General features: G+C 62.2%; 24 protein-coding genes and 2 tRNA genes. 13 read left to right on the top strand and 13 right to left on the bottom strand.

The window, feature by feature from the left end:
* The first annotated feature begins 147 nt into the window (after positions 1-147).
* Genes JWV26_RS17230 through JWV26_RS17210 form a run of 5 tightly spaced genes read left to right on the top strand, consistent with a single transcriptional unit; the run spans position 148 to position 4,210 of the window.
* A complete protein-coding gene (locus tag JWV26_RS17230; RefSeq protein ID WP_206417408.1) occupies positions 148-954 on the top strand; it encodes an alkaline phosphatase family protein in 807 nt (268 codons plus the stop codon).
* Positions 951-1,793, top strand: coding sequence for an ABC transporter permease (locus JWV26_RS17225; protein ID WP_206417407.1), 843 nt, complete (start codon positions 951-953; stop codon positions 1,791-1,793). The genes JWV26_RS17230 and JWV26_RS17225 overlap by 4 nt, the downstream gene beginning before the upstream one ends.
* Complete coding sequence (locus tag JWV26_RS17220; protein ID WP_045734392.1) at positions 1,780-2,574, top strand: ABC transporter permease; 795 nt, start codon at positions 1,780-1,782, stop codon at positions 2,572-2,574. The genes JWV26_RS17225 and JWV26_RS17220 overlap by 14 nt, the downstream gene beginning before the upstream one ends.
* A complete protein-coding gene (locus JWV26_RS17215) occupies positions 2,571-3,557 on the top strand; it encodes an ABC transporter ATP-binding protein (RefSeq protein ID WP_045734391.1) in 987 nt (328 codons plus the stop codon). The genes JWV26_RS17220 and JWV26_RS17215 overlap by 4 nt, the downstream gene beginning before the upstream one ends.
* Positions 3,557-4,210, top strand: coding sequence for an HAD family hydrolase (locus JWV26_RS17210; RefSeq protein ID WP_093049119.1), 654 nt, complete (start codon positions 3,557-3,559; stop codon positions 4,208-4,210). The genes JWV26_RS17215 and JWV26_RS17210 overlap by 1 nt, the downstream gene beginning before the upstream one ends.
* 114 nt (positions 4,211-4,324) lie before the next feature.
* Here the strand turns inward: JWV26_RS17210 and JWV26_RS17205 are convergent, their stop codons facing one another.
* Entirely contained in the window at positions 4,325-5,179 is an 855-nt protein-coding gene (locus JWV26_RS17205) for a LysR substrate-binding domain-containing protein (RefSeq protein WP_093049897.1), read from the bottom strand.
* A gap of 143 nt (positions 5,180-5,322) precedes the next feature.
* On the opposite strand from JWV26_RS17205, the gene JWV26_RS17200 reads away from it, so the two are divergent.
* On the top strand, positions 5,323-6,165 hold the full coding sequence (locus tag JWV26_RS17200) for a bifunctional allantoicase/(S)-ureidoglycine aminohydrolase (protein WP_206417406.1): 843 nt from the start codon (positions 5,323-5,325) through the stop codon (positions 6,163-6,165).
* Positions 6,166-6,312: 147 nt separating this feature from the next.
* Here the strand turns inward: JWV26_RS17200 and ahpF are convergent, their stop codons facing one another.
* The 3 genes from ahpF to JWV26_RS17185 all read right to left on the bottom strand — a co-directional run bounded on the left by ahpF (position 6,313) and on the right by JWV26_RS17185 (position 9,806).
* Positions 6,313-7,869 (bottom strand): alkyl hydroperoxide reductase subunit F, encoded by a 1,557-nt coding sequence (gene ahpF / locus JWV26_RS17195; protein ID WP_206417405.1) that lies wholly within the window; start codon positions 7,867-7,869, stop codon positions 6,313-6,315.
* A 255-nt stretch (positions 7,870-8,124) separates the two neighbouring features.
* Positions 8,125-8,688 carry an alkyl hydroperoxide reductase subunit C gene (ahpC, locus tag JWV26_RS17190; protein ID WP_072422737.1) on the bottom strand — a complete coding sequence of 188 codons (564 nt, stop codon included), beginning with the start codon at positions 8,686-8,688 and terminating at the stop codon, positions 8,125-8,127.
* Positions 8,689-8,843: 155 nt separating this feature from the next.
* Positions 8,844-9,806, bottom strand: coding sequence for an NAD(P)H-quinone oxidoreductase (locus tag JWV26_RS17185; RefSeq protein ID WP_206417404.1), 963 nt, complete (start codon positions 9,804-9,806; stop codon positions 8,844-8,846).
* A gap of 128 nt (positions 9,807-9,934) precedes the next feature.
* Between JWV26_RS17185 and JWV26_RS17180 the strand changes: the two genes are divergently transcribed.
* Entirely contained in the window at positions 9,935-12,016 is a 2,082-nt protein-coding gene (locus JWV26_RS17180) for a carboxy terminal-processing peptidase (RefSeq protein ID WP_196455761.1), read from the top strand.
* 98 nt (positions 12,017-12,114) lie between these two features.
* Positions 12,115-13,869, top strand: a complete 1,755-nt coding sequence (locus tag JWV26_RS17175) for a bifunctional diguanylate cyclase/phosphodiesterase (protein ID WP_206417403.1) — start codon at positions 12,115-12,117, stop codon at positions 13,867-13,869.
* Here the strand turns inward: JWV26_RS17175 and JWV26_RS17170 are convergent.
* Genes JWV26_RS17170 through JWV26_RS17160 form a run of 3 tightly spaced genes read right to left on the bottom strand, consistent with a single transcriptional unit; the run spans position 13,858 to position 15,021 of the window.
* Positions 13,858-14,343, bottom strand: coding sequence for an SEL1-like repeat protein (locus JWV26_RS17170; protein ID WP_206417402.1), 486 nt, complete (start codon positions 14,341-14,343; stop codon positions 13,858-13,860). The two genes, JWV26_RS17175 and JWV26_RS17170, sit on opposite strands and share 12 nt — an antisense overlap.
* Entirely contained in the window at positions 14,336-14,701 is a 366-nt protein-coding gene (locus JWV26_RS17165) for a hypothetical protein (RefSeq protein ID WP_017677917.1), read from the bottom strand. Before JWV26_RS17165 ends, JWV26_RS17170 begins: the two co-directional genes overlap by 8 nt.
* Positions 14,698-15,021 (bottom strand): helix-turn-helix domain-containing protein, encoded by a 324-nt coding sequence (locus JWV26_RS17160; RefSeq protein WP_206417401.1) that lies wholly within the window; start codon positions 15,019-15,021, stop codon positions 14,698-14,700. Before JWV26_RS17160 ends, JWV26_RS17165 begins: the two co-directional genes overlap by 4 nt.
* Before the next feature lie 212 nt (positions 15,022-15,233).
* Here JWV26_RS17160 and JWV26_RS17155 point away from each other — a divergent pair, with 212 nt between their 5' ends.
* Entirely contained in the window at positions 15,234-15,971 is a 738-nt protein-coding gene (locus JWV26_RS17155) for a substrate-binding periplasmic protein (protein WP_241201227.1), read from the top strand.
* Here JWV26_RS17155 and JWV26_RS17150 read toward each other — a convergent pair.
* From JWV26_RS17150 to JWV26_RS17135, 4 genes are all read right to left on the bottom strand, one after another.
* A complete protein-coding gene (locus JWV26_RS17150; RefSeq protein WP_072422742.1) occupies positions 15,922-16,365 on the bottom strand; it encodes a YkvA family protein in 444 nt (147 codons plus the stop codon). The two genes, JWV26_RS17155 and JWV26_RS17150, sit on opposite strands and share 50 nt — an antisense overlap.
* Positions 16,366-16,701: 336 nt before the next feature.
* Positions 16,702-17,418: a BamJ family beta-barrel-assembly machinery protein gene (locus JWV26_RS17145; protein ID WP_017677920.1), complete on the bottom strand. Its 717-nt coding sequence runs from the start codon at positions 17,416-17,418 to the stop codon at positions 16,702-16,704.
* Positions 17,419-17,605: 187 nt separating this feature from the next.
* Positions 17,606-17,682 (bottom strand) — tRNA-Asp (locus JWV26_RS17140).
* Positions 17,683-17,697: 15 nt separating this feature from the next.
* A tRNA-Val gene (locus JWV26_RS17135) sits at positions 17,698-17,773 on the bottom strand.
* Positions 17,774-18,077: 304 nt separating this feature from the next.
* Here JWV26_RS17135 and rdgC point away from each other — a divergent pair.
* Positions 18,078-18,998: a recombination-associated protein RdgC gene (gene rdgC, locus JWV26_RS17130; protein ID WP_013714480.1), complete on the top strand. Its 921-nt coding sequence runs from the start codon at positions 18,078-18,080 to the stop codon at positions 18,996-18,998.
* 128 nt (positions 18,999-19,126) lie between these two features.
* Here the strand turns inward: rdgC and edd are convergent, their stop codons facing one another.
* Positions 19,127-20,950, bottom strand: a complete 1,824-nt coding sequence (gene edd, locus JWV26_RS17125) for a phosphogluconate dehydratase (protein WP_079784340.1) — start codon at positions 20,948-20,950, stop codon at positions 19,127-19,129.
* Between the two features lie 130 nt (positions 20,951-21,080).
* Between edd and gap the strand changes: the two genes are divergently transcribed.
* Positions 21,081-22,082, top strand: coding sequence for a type I glyceraldehyde-3-phosphate dehydrogenase (gap, locus tag JWV26_RS17120; RefSeq protein WP_196455756.1), 1,002 nt, complete (start codon positions 21,081-21,083; stop codon positions 22,080-22,082).
* 13 nt (positions 22,083-22,095) lie between these two features.
* The gene (locus JWV26_RS17115) at positions 22,096-22,560 is read left to right on the top strand and encodes a methylglyoxal synthase (RefSeq protein WP_017677924.1); all 465 of its coding nucleotides are present in this window, start codon (positions 22,096-22,098) and stop codon (positions 22,558-22,560) included.
* A 42-nt stretch (positions 22,561-22,602) separates the two neighbouring features.
* Here the strand turns inward: JWV26_RS17115 and arfB are convergent, their stop codons facing one another.
* Complete coding sequence (gene arfB, locus JWV26_RS17110; protein ID WP_072422745.1) at positions 22,603-23,016, bottom strand: alternative ribosome rescue aminoacyl-tRNA hydrolase ArfB; 414 nt, start codon at positions 23,014-23,016, stop codon at positions 22,603-22,605.
* Positions 23,017-23,147: 131 nt separating this feature from the next.
* On the opposite strand from arfB, the gene JWV26_RS17105 reads away from it, so the two are divergent.
* A complete protein-coding gene (locus JWV26_RS17105) occupies positions 23,148-24,212 on the top strand; it encodes a metal-dependent hydrolase (protein ID WP_206417400.1) in 1,065 nt (354 codons plus the stop codon).
* The last annotated feature ends 37 nt before the right edge of the window (positions 24,213-24,249 follow it).

The raw sequence follows: 24,249 nt of genomic DNA, 5'->3' as shown, positions 1-24,249 counted from the left end.
CTCACTATGTTCTGCCCTCTCCCCCAACCCCTCTCCCATAAATGGGAGAGGGGAGCTGATCGCGCACAGGCTAAGTGAGTAGCGTCAGGGTCAATTGCAGAAAGTGCCCCGGATTGCATCCGGGCTACGAGCGAACGAGAGAAACCGATGAAACACAACGTCATCCTGGTGGTACTGGATGGCCTGAGCTATCAGGTGGCCCAGCATGCGCTGGGCCACCTGTTGGCTTACTGCCAGGCCGGGCGCGCCGCGCTGTACAAGCTGGACTGCGCACTGCCGGCGCTGTCCCGCCCGCTCTACGAATGCATCCTCACCGGCGTGGCGCCCATCGATAGCGGCATCGTCAACAACGATGTGGTGCGTCTGTCGAATCAGCGCAGCATCTTTCATTACGCCCGTGATGCCGGCCTGAGCACTGCCGCTGCGGCCTATCACTGGGTCAGCGAGCTGTATAACCGAGCGCCCTTCCAGGCCGCCCGCGACCGCCACACCAGCGATGAGTCGCTACCGATCCAGCACGGCAATTTCTATTACGCCGACCATTATCCGGACTCGCACCTGTTCGCCGATGCTGACAGCCTGCGCCAGCGTCATAGCCCCAACCTGCTGCTGGTGCACCCGATGAACATCGACGACGCCGGCCACAAGCACGGCCTCGACAGCTCGCAGTACCGCAACGCCGCGCGCATGGCCGACGTGCTGCTGGCCGAATATATCCAGACCTGGCTCGACGCCGGTTACCAGATCCTGGTGACCGCCGACCACGGCATGAACAACGACCGCAGCCATAACGGCGTGCTGCCGGAAGAGCGCGAAGTACCGCTGATCGTCCTCGGCAGCGCCTTCAGCCTCGACCCGGCGGCTCGCCCGCAACAGACCGAGTTATGCGGCACCATCTGCCAGCTACTCGGCGTGACCCACGACAAACCCTGGTGCAGGGAGCTGCTTGCATGAAGTCATCCATCTCCAGCAAGGGTTGGGCACTGCTGTGCCTGGTGCCCTTCGCCCTGTTCTTCTTCGCCTTCCAGATCGCGCCGCTGGTCTGGGTGGCGAGCAACAGCCTGAACACCGCAGAAGGCTGGGGCCTGGGCAACTTCCAGCAGGCCTTCTCCTCGGCCTTCTACCGCCAGGCCATGCGCCACAGCCTGGAGGTGGCCTTCTGGTCGAGCCTGTTCGGCATCGTCATCGCCATCATCGGCAGCTATTCGCTGCGCCAGGTCAGCAGCCGCCTGCGCGACTTCGTCATGGCCTTCTCCAACATGACCAGCAACTTCTCCGGGGTGCCGCTGGCCTTCGCCTTCATCATCCTCCTCGGCTTCAACGGCGCGCTGACCATCCTGCTCAAGCAGATGGGGGTGATCGAGGACTTCAACCTCTATTCCAAGACCGGCCTGATCGTCCTTTACACCTACTTCCAGATTCCCCTCGGCGTATTGCTGCTCTATCCGGCCTTCGACGCCCTGCGCGAAGACTGGCGCGAGTCGGCCGAACTGCTCGGCGCCAGCACCTGGCAGTTCTGGCGGCACATTGGCCTGCCGGTGCTGACCCCCGCGCTGCTCGGCACCTTCGTCATCCTCCTGGCCAATGCCCTGGGCGCTTACGCCACGGTCTACGCGCTGACCACCGGCAACTTCAACATCCTGCCGATCCGTATCGCGGCGATGGTCTCCGGCGACATCTTCCTTGACCCGAACATGGCCAGCGCCTTGGCCATGGTGCTGGTCGGCCTGATGACCCTGATCACCATCGTCCACCAATGGCTGCTGCGCCGGAGCTACCATGTCACCCGCTGAAAAACGCTCGCCGCTGTTCCACCAACTGGTGGTCTACCTGCTGTTTCTGATCCTGCTGCTGCCGCTGCTCGGCACGCTGGTGTACTCGCTATCCACCAGTTGGTCGGCGACCATCCTGCCCAGCGGTTTCACCTTCAAATGGTACGTGGCACTGTGGAGCGATGCGCGCTTTCTCGCCGCCTTCGGCCGCTCGCTGCTGGTGTGCTTCGGTGCCCTGGCGCTGGCGCTGCTGCTGATCCTGCCGCTGCTGTTCGTGGTCAACTACCACTTCCCCAGGCTGGACGGCGTGATGAACGTGCTGATCCTGCTGCCGTTCGCCATTCCGCCGGTGGTGTCCTCGGTGGGCCTGATGCAGCTGTTCGCATCCGGCCCGCTGCCGATCCTCGGTACGCCATGGATCCTCATCGGCTGCTACTTCACCATCGCCCTGCCCTTTATGTACCGAGCGATCACCAACAACCTGCAGGCGATCAACCTGCGCGACCTGATGGACGCCGCCCACCTGCTGGGTGCCAGCACCTGGCGCGCGGCCTTCATGGTGGTGCTGCCGAATCTGCGCAAAGGTTTGATGGTTTCGGTGTTCCTGTCCTTCAGCTTCCTGTTCGGCGAATTCGTCTTCGCCAACCTGCTGGTGGGCAGCCGCTACGAGACGCTGCAGGTGTACCTGTACAACATGCGTAACGACAGCGGCCACTTCACCAGCGCCCTGGTGATCTCCTATTTCATGTTCGTGCTGCTGATGACCTGGGCAGCCAACCGTCTGAACAAGGACAAATCATGAGTTACCTGAATATCCGCGGCCTGCACAAAAGCTACGGCGCAACGCCCATCTTCACCGACATCAACATCGAGATCGGCCAGGGCCAGTTCATCACCCTGCTCGGCCCGTCCGGCTGCGGCAAGTCCACCCTGCTGCGCTGCATCGCCGGCCTGACCGCAGTCGATGGCGGACAGATCCTGCTGGGCGGCGAGGACCTGGTACCCGTGGCGCCGCAAAAACGCGGCATCGGCATGGTGTTCCAGAGCTATGCGCTGTTCCCCAACATGACCGTGCAACAGAACGTCGCCTTCGGCCTGCGCATGCAGAAAGTCCCAGCCGCCGAGGCCAGCAAGCGCGTCGCCGAGGTGCTGGAACTGGTGGAGCTCAACGACTACGCCAATCGTTACCCGCAACAGCTCTCCGGCGGCCAGTGCCAACGCGTGGCCCTGGCTCGCTCACTGGTCACCCGCCCGCGCCTGCTGCTGCTCGACGAACCACTGTCGGCGCTGGATGCACGCATCCGCAAGCACCTGCGCGAACAGATCCGCGCCATCCAGCGTGAACTGGGCCTAACCACCATTTTCGTCACCCATGACCAGGAGGAAGCGCTGGTCTTGTCTGATCGAATCGTGCTGATGAACGGCGGCCAGATCGTCCAGAGCGGCGACGCCGAAACCCTCTACACCGCGCCAGCCGATGCCTTCGCCGCTGGCTTTATCGGCAACTACAACCTGCTCGATGCCGAGGCTGCCAGCCGCCTGCTCGGCCAACAGATCGGCAGCCGCGTGGCGATTCGCCCGGAAGCCATCCACTTCGCCGACGGCGGCATCGAAGCGCAGATTCGCAGCCACAGCCTGCTCGGCAACGTGATCCGCTACCGCGTCGAGGCCCGTGGCGTGGAGCTGCTCGTGGACGTGCTCAACCGCTCCGCTGCCGACCTGCACCACGATGGCCAAAGCGTCAGCCTGGCCATTGGCGCCGATGCGATCCGGGAGGTGGCGTGATGGCCCTGGCGATTTTCGATCTCGACGAAACCCTGATCCACGGCGACTGCGCCAGCCTGTGGACACAGGAAATGGTGAAGATCGGCTGGGCCGATGGCGACTCCTTTATCGCCCACGAACAGGAGCTGATGCGCCAGTACGCCGCCGGCACCCTGGCCATGGAGGACTACATGGCCTTCACCCTGTCGCCGCTGGTCGGCCGCACGCCCGAGGAGGTCGCCCATGTGGTCGAACCCTTCGTCGAAGACGTGATCGAGCCGATCTTCTACAGCGACGCCAGTCGTACGCTGGCGGCACACCGCGCTGCGGGCGATCGCCTGCTGGTGATCTCGGCGTCGGCGCATTTCTTGGTCAGCGCCATCGCCGAGCGCTTCGGCATCGACGAGGTATTGGCCATCGACCTGGAGCTGCAGCATGGCTTCTACAGCGGCCGTACCGAAGGCGTACTGACCTACCGCGAAGGCAAGGTGATCCGCCTGGAAAGCTGGCTGATCGAACAGGGCGAAAGTCTGGTTGGCGCCAGCTTCTATTCCGACTCGCGCAACGACCTGCCGCTGTTGCGGTTGGTCGACAAGCCCTTCACCGTCAACCCCGACCCGACCCTGCGCGCCCACGCCGAACAGGCCGGCTGGCCGATTCTCAGCTGGCGCTGATCCTGTCGTAGGATGTCGCGGGGCCGCCCAGGCCGTGCGCACCGGCGTCCTCTGATGCGTGGGGCCCGCTGTTTCAAGGTGCGCACGGCGCACCCTACCCGGCCCCGTGGCACCCTACTGGCTCATGATCCCTTCGCAGGCCTCAATCAGCGCCGCCGCCAGCTCCCGCGCATAGCCGGGCAGCTGGTTGCGCGCATGCAGGGCTACTTCCACTGGCGCCACTGGGGCAAAACCTTCGGCCTCACCCAGTTCGCGGTGTGCGGCAGTGATCAACCGGCGCGGCAACAGGGTCAGACCCAGCCCGCCTTCGGCCGCGGCGCTGACGCCGGGCAGGCTGCTGCTGACATAGGCGATGCGCCAGGGTTTGCCCATGGCGTCCAGCGCGTGAGTCATCTCCAGACGGTACAGGCCATTGGGCGGAAACACCGCCAGCGGCACCGGGTTACGCGCCAGCACCGGGCGCGTTCGGCTGTCGAGCCAGGCCAGTGGTTCGGCCCAACTGGCCAGGCCCTTGGCGCTGCCGGCGCGCTGCTTGATCAGTGCCAGATCCAGCTCGCCGGCATTGAACGCACGCCACACGTCATGACTGAGGCCGCTGGTGATCTCCAGGCGAATACCCGGATGGGCATCGGCAAAATCGGCCAGGTAGGGCGTCAGGCTGTTGGCGGCGAAATCGTCCGGCACGCCGAGGCGCACTTCGCCTTCCACCGCACTTTGCCCCAGCGCCAGCATGGCTTCGTCCATCAGTGCGACGATGCGGTTGGCGTAACCCAGCAGGCGTTCGCCCTCGGTGGTGGTCACCACGTAGCGGCCACTGCGGTCGAGCAGCTCGGCGCCAAGCTGCTCCTCCAGACGCCGCACCTGCTGGCTGACCGTGGACTGGGTCAGATGCAGGCTGGCAGCCGCGCGGGTGAAACCACCGGTCTGCACCACGGCGAGAAAACTGCGTAACAGCACCGGATCGAGCATGTCGCCACCCATCATGAAAGCCACTGACAGGCATTCTACTATTTAATTTCCGAATCCAGCCGCGAATTCCTATAGTGCATGGGAGCCAATTTTCCGCGCCGGGAGCCATCCCTGCGCCATTCACCCGCCGAGGCAACCTCTCGATGAGCAAATCGCCCTACTACTACGCACCGCATGGCGGTCACCCAGGTCAGGAGCAACTGCTGACCGACCGCGCCATGTTCACTGAAGCCTATGCCGTGATCCCCAAGGGTGTGATGCGTGACATCGTCACCAGCCACCTGCCGTTCTGGGACAACATGCGCATGTGGGTCATCGCCCGTCCGCTGACCGGCTTCGCCGAAACCTTCTCGCAGTACATCGTCGAAGTCGGCCCGAACGGCGGCAGCAACAAGCCTGAGCTGGACGCCACCGCCGAGGGTGTGATCTTCGTCGTCGAAGGCGAATTCAGCCTGACCCTCAATGGCACCCAGCACGCCATGCGTCCGGGCAGCTACGCCTTCATCCCGCCGCAGAGCGATTGGTCGCTGCGCAACAACAGCAGCCAAGCCGTGCGCTTTCACTGGCTGCGCAAGGCCTATCAACCGGTCGAAGGCGTGCCTTACCCGGAAGCCTTCGTCACCAACGAGCAGGACATCGAGCCGATCGTCATGCCCGGCACCGAGGGCCGCTGGAGCACCACGCGCTTCGTCGAGATCAGCGACATGCGCCATGACATGCACGTCAACATCGTCAATTTCGAGCCGGGCGGCGTGATCCCCTTCGCCGAAACCCACGTCATGGAACACGGCCTGTACGTGCTCGAAGGCAAGGCGGTGTACCGCCTGAACCAGGACTGGGTCGAGGTCGAGGCCGGCGACTTCATGTGGCTGCGCGCCTTCTGCCCGCAGGCCTGCTACGCCGGCGGCCCGAGCCGCTTCCGCTACCTGCTGTACAAGGATGTGAACCGCCAGATGCCGCTGACCCTGGGCGGTCTGAAGCGCTGAGTGATACCCCACTCGTAGGGTGCCCGTGCGCACCAGCAGAACCGAGGCATCGGTGCGCGCAGCGCACCCTACGAAGCGGCTCCTGGGTAGAGATAAAAAAGAAAGGCCACCCCGAGGGGTGGCCTTCTTCATTCATGCAACGCCCGATCAGCTATGGCGGATCAGATGGTCGAAGGCGGACAGCGATGCCTTCGACCCCTCGCCCATGGCGATGACGATCTGCTTGTACGGCACGGTGGTCACGTCACCGGCGGCGAACACGCCAGGGATATTGGTCGCGCCCTTGGCATCGACGATGATCTCGCCGAAGCGGTTGAGCTCCACGGTGCCCTTGAGCCAATCGCTGTTGGGCAGCAGGCCGATCTGCACGAAGATGCCTTCCAGCTCGACGGTGTGCAGCTCCTCGGTGGTGCGATCCTTGTACACCAGGCCGTTGACCTTCTGACCGTCGCCCTTGACCTCGGTGGTCTGCGCGCTCTTGATCACGGTCACGTTGGGCAGGCTGCCCAGCTTCTTCTGCAGTACAGCATCGGCACGCAGGGTGTCGGCGAATTCCAGCAGGGTCACGTGGGCGACGATGCCAGCCAGGTCGATGGCTGCCTCGACGCCGGAATTACCGCCGCCGATCACCGCCACACGCTTGCCCTTGAACAGCGGGCCGTCGCAGTGCGGGCAGAAGCACACGCCCTTGGCCTTGTATTCCTGCTCGCCGGGCACCCCCATCTCGCGCCAGCGTGCGCCGGTGGAGAGGATCACGGTCTTGGCCTTGAGCGACGCGCCGTTCTCGAACTTCACTTCGTGCAGGCCGCCTTCGCTGCTGGCCGGCACCAGAGCCGAAGCACGCTGCAGGTTCATCACGTCGACTTCGTATTCCTTGACGTGTTCTTCCAGAGCGCGCACCAGTTTCGGGCCTTCGGTTTCCTTGACGGAGATGAAGTTCTCGATGGCCATGGTGTCCAGCACCTGACCACCGAAGCGCTCGGCGGCAATCGCGGTACGGATACCTTTACGCGCGGCGTAGATGGCAGCCGAAGCACCGGCCGGGCCACCACCGACTACCAGTACGTCGAAGGCGTCCTTGGCGCTCATCTTCTCGGCGTCGCGGTTGGCAGCGCCGGTGTCGATCTTGGCAAGGATTTCCTTCACTTCCATGCGACCGGAAGCGAACACCTCACCGTTCAGGTAGATGCTCGGCACAGCCATGATCTGGCGACGCTCGACTTCTTCCTGGAACAGCGCACCGTCGATGGAGACGTTGCGGATATTGGGGTTGAGCACAGCCATCAGGTTCAGCGCCTGGACCACGTCCGGGCAGTTCTGGCAGGACAGCGAGAAATAGGTCTCGAACTCGAACTTGCCTTCGATGCTCTTGATCTGCGCGATGGTGTCGGCATCCAGCTTCGATGGGTGACCACCAACCTGCAGCAGCGCCAGCACCAACGAAGTGAACTCGTGGCCCATGGGAATACCGGCGAAGGCGACGCCGGTGTCTTCACCCGGACGATTCAGGGCGAAGGACGGACGGCGGGCATCGCTGCCGTCGGTCTTGAGAGTGATCTTGTCGGTCAGGCCGACGATGTCCTGGAGCAGGCCGAGCAGCTCCTGAGATTTCGCGCTGTCATCGAGGGACGCGACGATCTCGAACGGCAGGGTGACCTTCTCCAGGTAGGCCTTCAACTGGGCTTTAAGATTGGCGTCCAACATGGCGGAAATTCCTCAAATACGAAAATTCGGGCAATAAAATGCCCGGACGGATCGCGCCCGGGCATCGGGCACCACAAGGGCCGGTTAGTGGCCCTGACAGCGCAGGTAGCAATTGCAAAACGGAATTCAGAGCGTCGCGAGCGACGGCCAGGCAAGGCGTAATCTGGCGAGGGCGCGGAGTGTACTGAAGTACATGACAAGCCCGAGTCTGATTACAACGCTGCCTAGCCGAGCGCAGCAGCTCTGAAGCCGTTTTTAGATCTTGCCAACCAGGTCCAGCGAAGGAGCCAGAGTGGCTTCGCCTTCTTTCCACTTGGCCGGGCAAACCTGACCCGGGTTAGCGGCGGTGTACTGAGCAGCTTTCAGCTTGCGCAGAGTCTCGGAAACGTCGCGAGCGATTTCGTTGGAGTGGATTTCCAGAGTTTTGATCTGGCCTTCCGGGTTGATGATGAAGGTGCCACGCAGCGCCAGGCCTTCTTCCGGAATGTGCACGCCGAACGCATTGGTCAGCTGGTGGGTCGGGTCACCGATCAGCGGGAACTGAGCCTTGCCAACAGCCGGCGAAGTTTCGTGCCATACCTTGTGCGAGAAGTGGGTGTCGGTGGTCACGATGTAGACCTCGGCACCGGCCTTCTGGAACTCGGCGTAGTTGTTGGCAGCGTCTTCGATTTCGGTCGGGCAGTTGAAGGTGAAGGCAGCCGGCATGAAGATCAGCACGGACCACTTGCCCTGCAGGGACTGCTCGGTGACTTCGATGAACTCGCCAGCGTGGAAAGCGTTGACCTTGAACGGTTGTACCTGAGTGTTGATGAGGGACATCTCTGACTCCTTCTGAGGTTTCTGTGAGGGTTTGAAATTTACAGGACGTATCTTAGCGACCTAACGAAAAAAAGCTTATTGATTACGGCCATGATATTGATTGAATGAGCCAATCGTTGACCAAGCCCGCGCCAGGCGCGGGCTAGAGCTCTTGCTCAGACAAGATCGGGATCGATAAGCAGCGCAATTTTACCTGCAACCTGATTTCCGGCGAGTGTCTCGAATGCCGCTTCACTGTCTATGAGGGCAAAACTGCGCTCGAGTTGCGGCTTCAACCGCCCTTCTGCGAACAGCGGCCAGACCTGCTGCTGCAGATCGTGCAACAGGTCGGCCTTGAACGAATCGTCGCGATTGCGCAGGGTCGAGCCGATCAGTTGAACGCGCTTGCCCAGCACCTGGGCCAGGTCCAGGGTGGCCTCGCGTCCGCCCATCAAACCAATATTGATCCAACGACCATCACGGGCCAGCAATTCCAGGTTGAGCGCCGCGTACTGCCCGCCAACCGGATCGAGGATCACATCGAACGGCCCGAAATCACGCAGCGCTTGCAGGTCTTCGCCTCGCAGGGCGCCACCCTGGGCACCGAGCGCTTCGCAGTAGGCCAACCGTTCTGGTGAGCCGACGCTGACCCAGCAAGGGCTGCCGAATGCCTTGCACAGCTGGATGGCGGCCGAACCGACGCCGCTGGCGCCGGCATGCAGCAGAACCTTCTCACCGGGACGCAGGGCCCCGAGCAGGAACAGATTGAGCCAGGCGGTGGCATATACCTCGGGCACCACAGCCGCCTCGACCAGGCTCAAGCCTTCTGGCACCGGCATGGCGTGGCGAGCATCGAGCACCACCTCTTCGGCCATGCCACCGCCCGCGAGCAGACAGCAGACGCGATCTCCCACCTGCCAGGCGCTGCCAGCACCGACTTCGACAACTACCCCGGCGCACTCCAGGCCCAACGCCTGGCTCGCACCGGGTGGCGGCGGATAAAGCCCGGCGCGCTGCAATAGGTCAGCCCGGTTGAGCCCAGCGGCAGCCACCTTGACCCGAATCTGCCCTGCATCACAGGTCTGCGCCGGTTGTTCCAGCCACTCTGCACGCCCTTCGACGCCTTGCAATGCCTTCATGCTGCCTCCATAGTGCAAGTGAACCGAGCCCAGCGCAGACCGCCGGGCTTTCGCCTAGCGCCAACGGAACCTGGCGCCCTCAAATACGGCCTAATATGCGTTATCAACTGCCACTACGTCGAATCAGCATGAAGCGATCTCTTGCAAGCACCGCCCTCGCCCTCGTCCTCGGCTTCAGTGCCTTGCCGCTGGCGGCCAAGACCACCACAGCGACCAGTTGGGACTATCTGCAGCCGGATCGCGAGCAGGTGATCGCCAGCCTCAACGTAGTGGAGCTGCTGCGCCGCCATCACTACAACAAGCCGCCGCTGAACGACGAACGCTCGATTCAGATCTATGACAACTACCTGAAGTTGCTCGATCCATCTCGCAGCTATTTCACTGCCGCTGACATCGCCGAATTCAATCAGTGGCGCAGCAAATTCGATGATCTGCTGAAAAGTGGCGACCTCGAGCCAGGGTTCACCATCTATCGCCGCCACCTGACCCGCATGGAAGAGCGCCTCAACTACGCGCTGGCGGAACTGGGCAAGGGCGTCGACAAGATCGACTTCACCGTCGACGAGCAGTTGCAGGTCGATCGCGAGAAAGCGCCCTGGGCCAAAGACCGTGCTGAACTCGACGAACTGTGGCGCAAGCGTGTCAAAGACGAAGTGCTGCGCCTGAAGATCGCCGGCAAGGAAACCAAGGACATCCAGGAACTGCTGACCAAGCGCTACAAGAACCAGTTGGCGCGCCTCAAGCAGACCCGTGGCGAGGACGTGTTCCAGGCCTACATCAACGCCTTCGCCACCACCTACGACCCGCACACCACCTATCTGTCGCCGGATAATGCGGAAAACTTCGACATCAACATGAGCCTGTCGCTCGAAGGCATCGGCGCCGTCCTGCAAAGCGACAACGAGCACGTCAAGGTGGTGCGCCTGGTGCCTGCCGGCCCGGCCGAAAAGAGCAAGCAGATCGCTCCGGCAGACAAGATCGTCGGCGTCGCCCAGGGCAATGATGAAATGGTCGATGTGATCGGCTGGCGTCTGGACGAAGTGGTCAAGCTGATTCGCGGCCCCAAAGGTTCCACCGTACGCCTGGAAGTGATCCCGGCCAGCAACCCGCCCAGCGACCAGACCAGCAAGGTGGTCACCATCACCCGCGAAGCGGTCAAGCTGGAAGAGCAAGCTGCCAAGAAGAAGGTTCTGGACCTCAAGCATGATGGTCGTGACTACAAGCTCGGCGTCATCGAGCTTCCGGCCTTCTATCTCGATTTCAAGGCCTTCCGCGCTGGCGACCCGAACTACAAGAGCACCACCCGTGACGTCAAACGCCTGCTCGACGAGCTGCAGGCCGAGAAGGTCGACGGCGTGGTCATCGACCTGCGCAACAACGGCGGTGGCTCGCTGCAGGAAGCCACCGAACTGACCAGCCTGTTCATCGAGCAGGGTCCCACCGTACTGGTACGCAACGCCGACGGCCGTGTCGACGTGCTCGCCGACGAGAACAAGGGCGTCTACTACACCGGCCCGCTGGCCGTATTGGTCAACCGCCTGTCCGCATCGGCCTCGGAAATTTTCGCCGGCGCCATGCAGGATTATCACCGCGCGCTGATTCTCGGCGGCCAGACCTTCGGCAAGGGCACGGTGCAAACCATCCAGCCGCTCAACCATGGCGAACTGAAACTGACCTTGGCCAAGTTCTATCGTGTTTCCGGCCAGAGCACTCAGCATCAGGGCGTGATTCCCGACATCACCTACCCGGACGTGATGGACACCAAGGACATCGGCGAAAGCGCGCTGCCCGCGGCTCTGCCCTGGGACAGCATTCGCCCGGCGATCACTCCAGAACTGGACCCGATCAAGCCTTTCCTGACCGAGCTCAAGACCCGTCATGACCTGCGCACGGCCAAGGACCCGGACTTCGTCTTCACTCGCGACCGTCTGACCCTGGCCAAGAAGCTGATGGCGGAAACCACCGTCAGCCTTAACGAGCAAACCCGTCGGGCGCGCCAGGCCGAAGTCGAAGCCAAGCAACTGGCACTGGAGAACAACCGCCGCCAGGCCAAGGGCGAAGAGCCGCTCAAGGAACTGGAGAAAGAAGACGAGGACGCACTGCCAGTCGCCGATGAGAAGAGTACGCCGGAGGACGACGCCTACCTGGCAGAGAGCGGACGCATCCTGCTCGACTACCTGGGCCTGAACCCTTCCCTGGCGCTGCATTGAGGCGACCTATCGAGCGTCATCAAATCGTCATCGAACTGTCGTGAAATAAAGGGCCGGCCATAAGCCGGCCCTTTCGTTTCCGGCAGATCGAGAACACCATGACCGTCACCGAGCAGTTGAGCGCGCTGGGCAACATCCTCGCTCACGGCGACCTCAGTAGCCTGTTCCAACCTATCGTCTCGCTGTCCGAACAGCGCATTCTCGGCTATGAGGCCCTGACCCGTGGCCCCTCCAACAGCCCACTGCATTCGCCACTGACATTGTTCGCCGTCGCCCGTCATGCAGGGCGCCTGAGCGAGCTGGAAATGGCTTGCCGCAAGAGCGCCTGCAGAGGCTTCAGCGCACAGGGCCTGGACGGCAAGCTGTTTCTCAACGTCTCGCCGGAGTCGCTGCTCGACCCCAGCCATCAACCAGGGCGTACCCTGAAATTGCTGCAGGCTTTCGGTATTCCACCAAGCCAGGTGGTGATCGAACTCACCGAGCAGTCCCCCACCGAAGACTTCGCCCTGCTCGATAACGCCCTGCACCACTACCGCGCCATGGGCTTTTCCATCGCCCTGGATGATCTCGGCGCAGGCTACTCCAGCTTGCGCCTGTGGTCGGAGCTGCGCCCGGACTACGTGAAGATCGACCGCCACTTCATCGATGGCATTCATCAAGATGCAGTGAAGCGTGAGTTCGTCGGCTCGATCCTGAAGATGGCCGAGGCCTCGCGTGCTCAAGTGATCGCCGAAGGTATCGAACTGCCAGAAGAGCTGGCCGTACTGGCAGAGATGGGGGTCGACCTGGTGCAGGGCTATCTGCTCAGCAGGCCGCAGGAAAAGCCGCCACGCGATGCCCGGCAACTGCTGCCCCAGGTCCTGAGCAATCACGTCAGCCTAAGTGAGGACAGCCATGACCTCAGCGCCCTGCTCAACGACCAGCCCGCGGTCGATCAGCACACGGCCATAGCTGAAGTGCTGGACGTATTTCGCGCCCAGGCCAACCTCAACTCCCTGGCCGTACTGGACACGCAACGCCAACCGGTCGGTATCGTCCACCGTCACTCGCTGTCCGAAGCGCTGCTCAAGCCCTTCGCCACCGATCTGTTCGCGCGCAAACCCATCAGTCGCCTGATGAGCCAGGACTTTCTCGCCGTGGAACTGACGCAGTCCCTGCAGAAGGTCAGTCGCCTGCTCACCAGCCGCGCGCGCCAGCGCATCGAGGAAGATTTCATCATCATCCAGAACGGACGTTACCTGGGCCTGGGCCGGGTCATCGACGTGCTCAAGCTGATCACCGAACAGAAGCTGCAGCAGGCCCGTCACGCCAATCCGCTTACGCTGCTGCCGGGTAATGTACCTATCCAGCAATGCCTTGGCCGCCTACTGCAACAGCAGCGCGAAGCTGCGGTGTGCTACGTGGATCTCGACAGCTTCAAACCCTTCAACGACCTCTACGGCTATGCCAAGGGCGACGAGGTGCTGCTATGCCTGGCGCAATGCCTTAATGATCGGGTCGATCCGGCCCGCGACTTTGTCGGGCATATCGGCGGCGACGACTTCATGCTGGTACTCGGCTCGACAGACTGGCGCGAAAAACTTGGCAAGCTGATCGAGGATTTCCAGAATCAGTGCCGACGCTTTTACCGCGATGAGCACCTTCAGGCCGGCTGCTTCATTGCCCACAACCGCCACGGCCAGCGCCAGGAATATGCGCTGCTGTCGCTTTCGATCGGCGTGGTGCACGTAAAAGCGGAAGATTGCGCCCAGCTCGATGCCTCGCGCCTGGCCGAACTGGCCTCCGAGGCCAAGCGCCAGGCCAAGGCCGTGCCTGGCTACAGCCTGCATATTCTGCAAGGCTCAACGGCCTGAGCGCGTAGCCTCGTTCGCCATGGCGGCATAGCGCTCGGCGACTTGCAGGTCTGCTTCCAGCCCGGGAGCACCGTCGCGATAGAGCTGACTCAGACGACTGGCCGCCAGAGGATGGCCGGCAGCCAACGCCATTTCCCACCAACCTACGGCTTGCGAGGCATCCGGCGCCTGCCGGGTATCGCCCTGCAGGGCCTGCACGCCTAACTGATAGGCGGCCTTGCCGTCACCGCCATTGGCGGCCAGGCGCAACAACCTCAGCCCTTCCTCACGCGCCCCCAGGCCCTGCCCCCTGAACAGCAGAATATGGCCGTAAAAGCTCTGTGCCGCGCGGTCGCCGAGATTGGCCATGCGCCCGTACTGGCCCTGCATCCATTGCCACACACGTGGCTGACGCAGCGCCGCGGGCCAGTGAAACAGGCGCCGGGCCAGCCAGTAGCCAAGGCGTGCGCGCACCTGCCAGAGCAACCTAGACATCGGCGGGGTAGTCGAACTCGAACACCCTGACCACCTCGGCAGCGTGCCAGGATGCAGCTGCCACACCATCGGAAGCGCCACTGAAGCGTCCCAGGCTCGTCACGCAGTCGAAGAATCCGGTACGTGGCAAGCGACTGGCGCCCTGGCTGATCACCAGAGCGCTGCGCAACGGACGCTCGGCGCGAGCATCCAGCGCCGCCAGATGCTCCAATGCAGCGGTCAGCGTCTGCATGGCCGGCGTGGGCAGATCGAGACGTTCGATCAGCGCGCGGTAGGTCAATAGATGACGCTGACGGCGAGCCTCGTCCAGCTCCGCCAGTAGCGCCTGCCAGTGTTGGCGACTGATACGTACGCTCAAGACCAGCCCTCCAAGCCCAGTTCCCAGGCCAGCGAGCGCATGATCGCGGCATCGGGTTGACGCTCGCCACTCTCGATCATCGCCAGGTAGTGCGGGCTGATGCCGACGCTGCGCGCCAGGCTCTCTGCCGCCAGCCCCTTGGCCTCGCGCAGTGCACGCAGTTGATCGAGCGCTGGCCGCTTGGCCTCGACCGGCAGTTCAACGGCCTTGGGCTCTGCCGCTGGCTGGCGCCCTGCGGTCTGCAGCAAGGTCTGATACTCGGCCCATGGCAGCACCGCGTATTCGGGTTGGCCATCGCGAGCAATGATTTGCACACTCATGAGTCTCTCCGTTGGAAAGCAGGGCCGACGATCACGACCCCTTCCTTGCACGCGGCCATCTTAACAGGCGTGTAGCGCCTGGGGCGTGATCTATACTGCCGAGGTATCAGGTTCCCACACTGCGGCGCCAGCCGTATCTGCGCAGAAACGACCCCGTAAACCTGGGGTGGGGAGTCGCCTTGAGAAGGTCATGCGCATGGTCGCTCGGGTTGTTGAGCAACTTCTGTAGCGCCGAAAGCCTGATGTGGGGCTACGGTCCGGCCGACTCCATGCCTTATGTGGGCCTCGCACAACAGCAAGTGCGACACGGGTTGGCCTACCAGGTCAGTCAGGAAATAAGCAAACGCTTCGAGCTGCCCGTCGAGTTTGTCGAGACGCCCAACAATCGACTGGAACCCTATCTGCAACAGGGCCGCCTGCATCTGATCTGCAACACCAACCCCGAGTGGGTCAGCCAACCGCAGCAGTATCATTGGTCACCGGCACTTTATGACGAGCAGGACGTCCTGCTGCAGCGCATGGACCAACCAGAGCTCACCGGCCTTGCCAGTCTTTACGGCAAGGTGCTTGGCACCAGCCTCGGCTACATCTACAGCCAGCCCCTGATGAGCGCATTCAGCACTGGCCAGGTCGCCAGGCAGGACGTACGCGATCTGGATACCAGCCTGCACATGCTCGACAGGCAGCGCCTGGACGCGGTGATCGACATGCAGCGCAATCTGGCCTACAAGCTCGCTCAGCATCCGCAGATGCAGCTGCGCTTCAGCCCCTGGGTAGTGCAGCGCTATCAGGTCTACTGCGCGTACAGCAGCCACCTGCCCATCCCTGCAGATCGACTGGACGCCCTACTGCTGGAACTGCGCGATCGACGCATGATCGGCCAGTGGCTGGATGAAGCGCTCAGGAGTGCAATGGATCGACCCGCTCCGCTGTCGGCAGGTGCTCGATGAGCGCCAAACGTTCCGGGCTTTGTTTGTCGCGCCAAGCCCTGAAGGCTTCGAGCTCGCCATGCCAGGTGCGCATTACCCAGGCCAGCACGGCCAGGTCATCGACGAAACCGACCCCGACCAGCCAGTCGGGAATGGCATCGAAGGGGGTAATGAAGTACAGCAGCGCAGCCACCACCATCAACAGCGCCTGACTGCTGATCTGCCGGTACTCTCCCTTGAACCAGGCCAGACTGAGTGCACGCAGCAGTTGCAGGTCCTCTTTCAGAGCGGCGAAGCGTTGGCCTTGTGGTGTGCGCTTGTCAGCCAGTGCGCGGAGCAATTCCGGCAACCGGCCTTCACGCAGGAAGCGGGCAGCCAGCGGCAGGTAACGCGTCAGTTTCCACGGTGTTTTCATTCGGCCTCCTCGGCAAGCCAGGCAGTATCAGGGCTTGCCTCGCTTATCCACCGAAGCTGTGGATAAATCTGTGCAAAGTCTTTCGACAAGCTTATCAAAGCCCCGTGGCATGGGGCCTGGGCTTAGATCGGATATTTTTTATACAGCATATAAAATCCATGAAAATCAACAAGTTGCTGATTGACATGAGCGCGACTCAGTTGTAGCTCAGACTTGTTAGGAATGTTTCCCATAATGTGCATAAGCGTAACACCCTGACCTCCACATCCTTGCTTACACCCCCCCAGAAACGACAACGCCCCGTCAAGACGGGGCGTTGTAAACGAGTACCGAGTGTTACTGCTCGGTCGGCTCGGCGGCCTGATCCTTGATACCGATCAGTTCCAGATCGAACACCAGTACCGAGTTGGCCGGAATGGCCGGGGATGGGCTCTGCTCGCCATAAGCCAGCTCGCTGGGGATGTACAGCTTGTACTTCTCTCCGACGTGCATCAGCTGCAGGCCTTCGACCCAACCCGGGATCACGCCGCCAACCGGCAGATCGATGGGGCTACCGCGAGCGACGGAACTGTCGAATACACTGCCATCGGTCAGTTTGCCTTCATAGTGAACGGTCACTACGTCGCTTTCCTTCGGCTGTTCGCCGTCGGTTTTCTTGATCACTTCGTATTGCAGGCCAGAAGCGGTGGTGACCACACCTTCGCGCTTGCCGTTCTCTTCAAGGAATTTCTTGCCAGCTTCAGCGGCTTCCTTGTTCAGCGCAGTCATGCGCTCTTCAGCACGGTTCTGCAGGAAGGAGAAAGCCTCGATCATGTCTTCGTCCTTGATGCGCGGCTCCTTCTTCGCCAGCGCGTCCTCGATACCCTGAGCGACGGCCTTGGAATCCAGGTCATCCATGCCTTCCTCGGACAGACTACGCCCCATGTTCAGGCCAATGCCGTAGGAGGCTTTCTGCGCCGGGCTCTTGAGTTCGACTTCGCTGGTTTGCGAATCGCAACCGGCAAGCACCAGGCCCACCAGGGCAACCGCTGCCGCCAAACGATGCTGTTTCATGCTTGTTCCTTGTAGATGCGCCCGAAGGCCGTCGAGTGAAAGCGCGAGCTTAGCAGTACGCCGCAATCACTGGCTACGGCATAGGAGCCGAGCAATGCGCATAAGTTCAAGCAAACAAAGGATTTTTTCGAAGATTTCAGCGGATGCCGAAGCGTTGTCACAGGAGGGGATGAAGCGAGGAGAAGAATGGCGCAGCGGACGGGACTCGAACCCGCGACCCCCGGCGTGACAGGCCGGTATTCTAACCGACTGAACTACCGCTGCGCGTAACTGCGAGATTGGTGGGTGATGACGGGATCGAACCGCCGACCCTCTGCTTGTAAGGCAGATGCTCTCCCGGCTGAGCTAATCACCCTTCACTCTCGAAGTGGGGCGCATTCTAGAGAGCGATCCGGACCTTGGCAAGCCCTCTTCGCAAAAAAATTTATCGCCGCAGCAAGAACTTAGGCGAGGCCAGCGAATTTCCTCAGTGGCTCGTTGTCAGGGTTGGCCTGAGCACGCCAGCGGAGAATAATGCGCGCTCTGTGCCGGCGGAGCGATCATGATCCTGTTGATGGCCCGCCACCTTCATCCGTCGCTGCGCGCCGGCTTTCCCCAACGGGAGAGCGCAAGGACGGCGCCAACCTGCGACCTCATCATCAATGGAGAATCAACCGCTCATGTGGTTTCGTAACCTGCTGGTCTACCGCCTCACCCAGGACATTCCTTTCGACGCCGAAGCACTGGAGACCGCACTGGCCAGCAAGCCGGCACGTCCCTGCGCCAGCCAGGAGCTGACCACCTACGGTTTCACCGCCCCCTTCGGCAAAGGCGCCGATGCTCCGCTGGTGCATGTCAGCGGTGATTTCCTGCTGATCGGCGCACGCAAGGAAGAGCGCATCCTGCCGGGTTCGGTCGTGCGCGACGCGCTGAAAGAGAAGGTCGACGAAATCGAAAACACCCAGATGCGCAAGGTGTACAAGAAAGAGCGCGACCAGATCAAAGATGAGATCGTCCAGGCCTTCCTGCCGCGCGCCTTCATCCGCAAATCCGGCACCTTCGCCGCCATCGCGCCGAAACAGGGCCTGATTCTGGTCGACAGCGCCAGCGCCAAGAAGGCCGAGGACCTGCTCTCCACCCTGCGTGAAGCCATCGGCTCGCTGCCGGTGCGCCCGCTGTCGGTGAAGATCGCGCCCACCGCCACCCTCACCGACTGGCTGAAGAACCAGAGTGCTGCCGAAGGCTTCTTCGTCCTCGACGAGTGCGAGCTGCGTGACACCCACGAGGACGGCGGCGTGGTGCGCTGCAAGCGCCAGGATCTGACCAGCGAGGAAATCCAGCTGCACCTGTCCACCGGCAAGCAGGTCACCCAACTGTCGCTGGCCTGGCAGGACAAGCTGTCGTTCGTGCTCGACGACAAGCTGACCATCAAGCGCCTGCGTTTCGAGGACGTGCTGCAGGAGCAGGCCGAACAGGACGGCGGTGACGACGCCCTGGCTCAACAGGACGCCAGCTTTATCCTGATGATGATGACCCTGGTGGAATTCCTGCCGGAGCTGTTCACCGCACTTGGCGGCGAAGAAATTCCGCAGGGCATCTAAGGCAAGACGCAGGCCTGAACAGGTAGGAGCGGCGCCCCGCCGCGAATCAGGGCGGGGCGCACTGTGAGAAGCCTCCCGGAGGCGGGGCTGCTACCAAAGGCAGCTTTGGAAGCCTTATCCGATCGACCTCAGACCAGTGACTCGAGACTTTCGGTAAAGGCACTGGCGCCCTGCTCGGCCGAACTGAAGTTGTGGCGCATAAAGGCGAACAGCTCGCGCCCACAACCAATCGCCTGCGCAGGCCGCGCGGCCGGCTCGCGCGCTGCGAATTCGGCCTCGTCGATCTGCAGCAGCAATTCTCCCGTCGTACCATCGAGGCGTATCAGATCGCCGTCACGCACCCGCGCCAGCGGCCCGCCATCGAAAGCCTCCGGGCAGACATGAATGGCTGCCGGGATCTTGCCCGAGGCACCGGACATGCGCCCGTCGGTGACCAGTGCCACCTTGAAGCCGCGATCCTGCAGCACACCCAGGTAAGGCGTCATCTTGTGCAGTTCCGGCATGCCATTGCTGCGCGGCCCCTGAAAACGCACCACGGCGACAAAATCGCGCTCCAGCTTGCCGGCCTTGAAGGCTTCGACCAGATCCAGCTGATCCTCGAACACCAGCGCCGGCGCTTGCACCACCTGATGCTCGGGTGCCACCGCAGACACCTTCATCACCCCACGACCAAGGTTGCCCTGCATCAAGCGCAGGCCGCCTTCTGCCGAGAACGGCCGCGCCACGGGGCGCAGCACGCTTTCCTCCAGACTTTCGGTCGGACCGTCGCGCCAGACCAGCTTGCCGTCTTCGAGGAAGGGCTCGCGGGTGTAGCGCGACAGGCCACGTCCGGCCACGGTGTTGACCTCTTCATGTAGCAAGCCGGCGTCGAGCAACTGACGGATCAGGAAGGCCATGCCGCCTGCGGCCTGGAAGTGATTGATGTCGGCCTTGCCATTGGGGTAGACGTGGGCCAGAGTCGGCACCACTTCGGACAGGTCGGCCATGTCCTGCCAGGTCAGCAGAATGCCGGCGGCGCGGGCGATTGCCGGCATGTGCAGGGTATGGTTGGTGGAGCCACCAGTGGCATGCAGGGCAACGATGGAGTTGACCAGGCAACGCTCGTCGACGATCTCGCCGATGGGCATGAAACTCCCGCTCTGCTTGGTCAGGCGCGTGACCTGCTGCGCGGCCTCACGGGTCAGCGCATCACGCAGCGGCGTACCCGGATTGATGAAGGATGCGCCAGGCAGATGCAGGCCCATCACCTCCATCAGCAACTGATTGGTATTGGCCGTGCCATAAAAGGTACAGGTGCCCGGCCCGTGATAGGCGGCCATTTCCGCAGCCAGCAGCTCGTCGCGAGTCGCCTTGCCCTCCGCGTAGCGCTGGCGCACATCGGCTTTCTCCTTGTTGGACAGCCCCGAGGTCATGGGGCCGGCCGGCACGAACATGGATGGCAGATGACCGAAGCGCAGCGCGCCCATCACCAGCCCCGGCACGATCTTGTCGCACACCCCCAGATAAAGAGCGGCGTCGAACATGTTGTGCGACAGCGCCACGGCGGTGGACATCGCGATCACCTCACGACTGGCAATGCCCAGCTCCATGCCCGGCTCACCCTGCGTGACGCCATCGCACATGGCCGGCACGCCACCGGCGAACTGCCCCACCGAGCCCAACTCGCGAAGGGCCTGCTTGATCTGTTCGGGAAAGGTTTCGTAAGGCTGATGGGCCGACAACATGTCGTTGTAGGCGGACACGATGGCCACGTTGGCCGCATCCATCAGGCGCAGGGTCTGCTTGTCGTGACCGCTGCAACCGGCGACGCCGTGAGCGAAGTTGGCACACTGCAGCTTGCCACGTTGCGGCCCCTCACTGGCGGCCGCACGGATCATCTCAAGGTAGCGCTGGCGCGTGGCGCGGCTGCGCTCGACAAGACGTTCGGTAACTTCAACAACGCGGGGATGCATGGGAAATCTCCAGGCTAGCTTCTAGCGTCTGTTCGTATTTACAACAAAATACTGCCACTCAACGGGCTTGATTTCTAGAGCAATGGGAATAATCTTGTAATTACAACAACAAATTAACGAGACCCTCACCATGACACTACGCATCGCCATCAATGGCTTCGGCCGTATCGGTCGCAACGTGCTACGCGCACTCTATACCCAGAATTATCGCCAGCACCTGCAGGTCGTGGCGATCAACGACCTGGGCGACAGCGCGATCAATGCCCACCTGCTGCAATATGACAGCGTCCACGGCCATTTCCCTGAAGAAGTTAAAGTGGACGGCGAAAGCCTGTGGATCAAGGGTGACCGCATCGCTGTCAGCGCCATTCGCAATCCGGCCGAGCTGCCCTGGAAAACTCATCAGGTCGATGTGGTGCTCGAATGCACCGGGCTGTTCACCGAACGTGACAAGGCCGCCGCGCACCTCGCGGCCGGCGCACACAAGGTGCTGATCTCCGCGCCTGCCAAGGGTGCCGACGCTACCGTGGTATATGGCGTCAACGAGCAGGTGCTGACACCTGACATGCAGATCATCTCCAACGCCTCCTGCACCACCAACTGCCTGGCGCCGATGGCGCAGGTGCTGCATCGCGAACTGGGCATCGAACAGGGGCTGATGACCACCATTCACGCCTATACCAACGACCAGAACCTGTCCGACGTTTACCACAGCGATTTGTACCGTGCGCGTTCAGCGACCCAGTCGATGATCCCGACCAAGACCGGTGCCGCCGAAGCGGTCGGCCTGGTACTGCCGGAGCTGGCAGGCAAGCTCACCGGCATGGCCGTGCGGGTGCCGGTGATCAATGTGTCGCTGGTCGACCTGACTGTGCAGGTCAAGCGCGAGACCACTGCCGAGGAAATCAACGCCCTGCTCAAGGCCGCCAGCGAGAAGTCCCCGGTGCTGGGCTACAACGCGCTGCCGCTGGTGTCCTGCGATTTCAACCACAACCCGCTGTCATCGATCTTCGATGCCAACCACACCAAGGTCAGCGGCAGGCTGCTCAAGGTCATGGCCTGGTATGACAACGAATGGGGCTTCTCCAACCGCATGCTGGACAACTGCCTGGTTCTGGCCCGTCTGCACTGAACGAGGAGGCTCGATGAGCCGTATCAGCTTCACCCATGCCCAATTGCCGGCACGTAAGCGCATCGCCCTGGTGGCGCACGACCACTGCAAAGGCTTCCTGCTGGACTGGTGCGAGCGTCAGCGCGACAAACTGGCTCGCCATGAACTGGTGGCAACTGGCACCACCGGCCTGCTTTTGAGCAAGCGTCTGGATTTGCCGGTGGAAAGCATGATCAGCGGCCCGCTGGGCGGCGACCAGCAGATCGGCGCGCGCATCGCCGAACAGCGCGTGGACATGCTGGTGTTCTTCTGGGACCCCTTCGAGCCACAGCCACACGACCCGGATATCAAGGCACTGCTGCGTGTGGCGGCGGTGTGGAACATCCCGGTAGCCTGCAACGAGAGCAGCGCCGACTACATGCTCAGCAGCAGCCTGCTGGAACAGCAGCACGAATACCGTATTCCTGACTATCAGGCTTATCTGGCTGCACGCGGCTAGGGTATCGCTATCCTTCGCGGCGCCTGGCTGCCGGGCACGCGACTAGAAATCCACCTTACCCCGCCCCGCCTTGATCGCCCCGCGCTTGCTCTTGCCGTCCAGACGGCGTTTTTTCGAGCCGAGGGTCGGTTTGGTCGGGCGGCGTTTCTTTTCCACCTTGCCAGCGCTGCGGATCAACTCGGCAAGGCGCTCGAGGGCGTCGGCGCGATTCTGCTCCTGGGTGCGGTACTGCTGCGCCTTGATGATCACCACGCCGTCGGCGGTGATACGGCTGTCAGCAAGCGTCAGCAGACGCTCCTTGTAGAACGACGGCAACGACGAGGCCTGACTGTCGAAGCGCAGATGCACGGCACTGGACACCTTGTTGACGTTCTGCCCACCTGCGCCCTGGGCACGGATGGCGGTCAGTTCGATTTCATCATCGGGAAGGTGAACACTGTTGGAGACGATCAGCATGGCCATGATTTCTTGAAAGGCATGGGCATCAGGATACCCGCCATAGCTGTAATCTTTGCTTGAAATTTCCCCACGGCATTCGCTCGGCACCTCGGCTAACGTAGCGGCCTGTCTTTTTTCGGAAGCACTCGATGGACTCCATAACCCAGGCGGTACTCGGCGCCAGTATCCAGGGCGCATTGCTCGGTCGCTGGCAGGGGCGCAAGGCACTGCTTTACGGCGCGCTGCTCGCCACCGTTCCCGATCTGGACGTGGTCATGGAATACGGCGATGCCGTGGCCAACATGACCTACCATCGCGGTTTCAGCCACTCGCTATTCGTCCTCAGCGGCTTTGCCCTGCTGCTGACCTGGCTGGCCAGACGCTTTCGCCCTCACCCCGGTTACTCGGCCAATCGCCTGCTGCTGACGCTGTGGCTGGTGCTGATCACCCATCCCTTGCTGGACGCCTTCACCAGCTACGGTACCCAGCTGTTCTGGCCGCTGATGCCTACACCCACGGCCTGGTCGAGCCTGTTCATCATCGACCCGATGTATACCGTGCCGCTGATAGCAGCGGTGGTGATCAGCCTGTTCACCGGCCTGCGCGAGCAGAGTTGGCGCGTACCGGCCGTGGCGCTGGCCGTATCGACGCTGTACATCGGTTTCAGCCTGGCCGGCAAATTCATGGCCGAGCAACGTGTAGAGCGCGAGCTGGCGCGCCAGGGCATCCAGGCCGAACAGCTGTTCACCACACCGACGCCGCTCAACACCCTGCTGTGGCGGGTCATCGTGCTCGATGGCGAGGACTACCACGAAGCCCTGGTCGGCTGGTTCGATGATAAGCCGCCGCAACTGCAACGCCTGCCGCGCGGCACGCACCTGCGCGAGCAACTGACGGACTCGCCCATGCACCAGCGGCTGGAGTGGTTCACCGGCGGCGTGCTGCGCTACGACCAGGTGGGTGAGCGTTTGATCGTCACCGATCTGCGTCTGGGCATGACCGGCTTTCATCCCTTCCGCTTCGACTTCGCCCGCCTGCAGGACGGCCAATGGCAGGTGCACGAGCGCATCGACCGCCTGCCCTTCGAACGCGGCGAAGCCGAACATCTGGCCCTGCTGTTCAAGCGCATCTGGCAACCGCAGCTGGAGATTCCACTGCTGGCCTGGGCCGGCGAGTTGCAGAAACCGCTTTTAACTGAGACTCGCTCGCACTGACAGCGTTACTATCGGCGTCCACTCTTATTGAGGCAGG

Source organism: Ectopseudomonas toyotomiensis (genome assembly GCF_017167985.1).
Taxonomy (GTDB): domain Bacteria; phylum Pseudomonadota; class Gammaproteobacteria; order Pseudomonadales; family Pseudomonadaceae; genus Aquipseudomonas; species Aquipseudomonas toyotomiensis.
The sequence above is the reverse complement of the archived record's forward strand: the minus strand, read 5'-3'. Positions and strand labels throughout refer to the sequence as shown.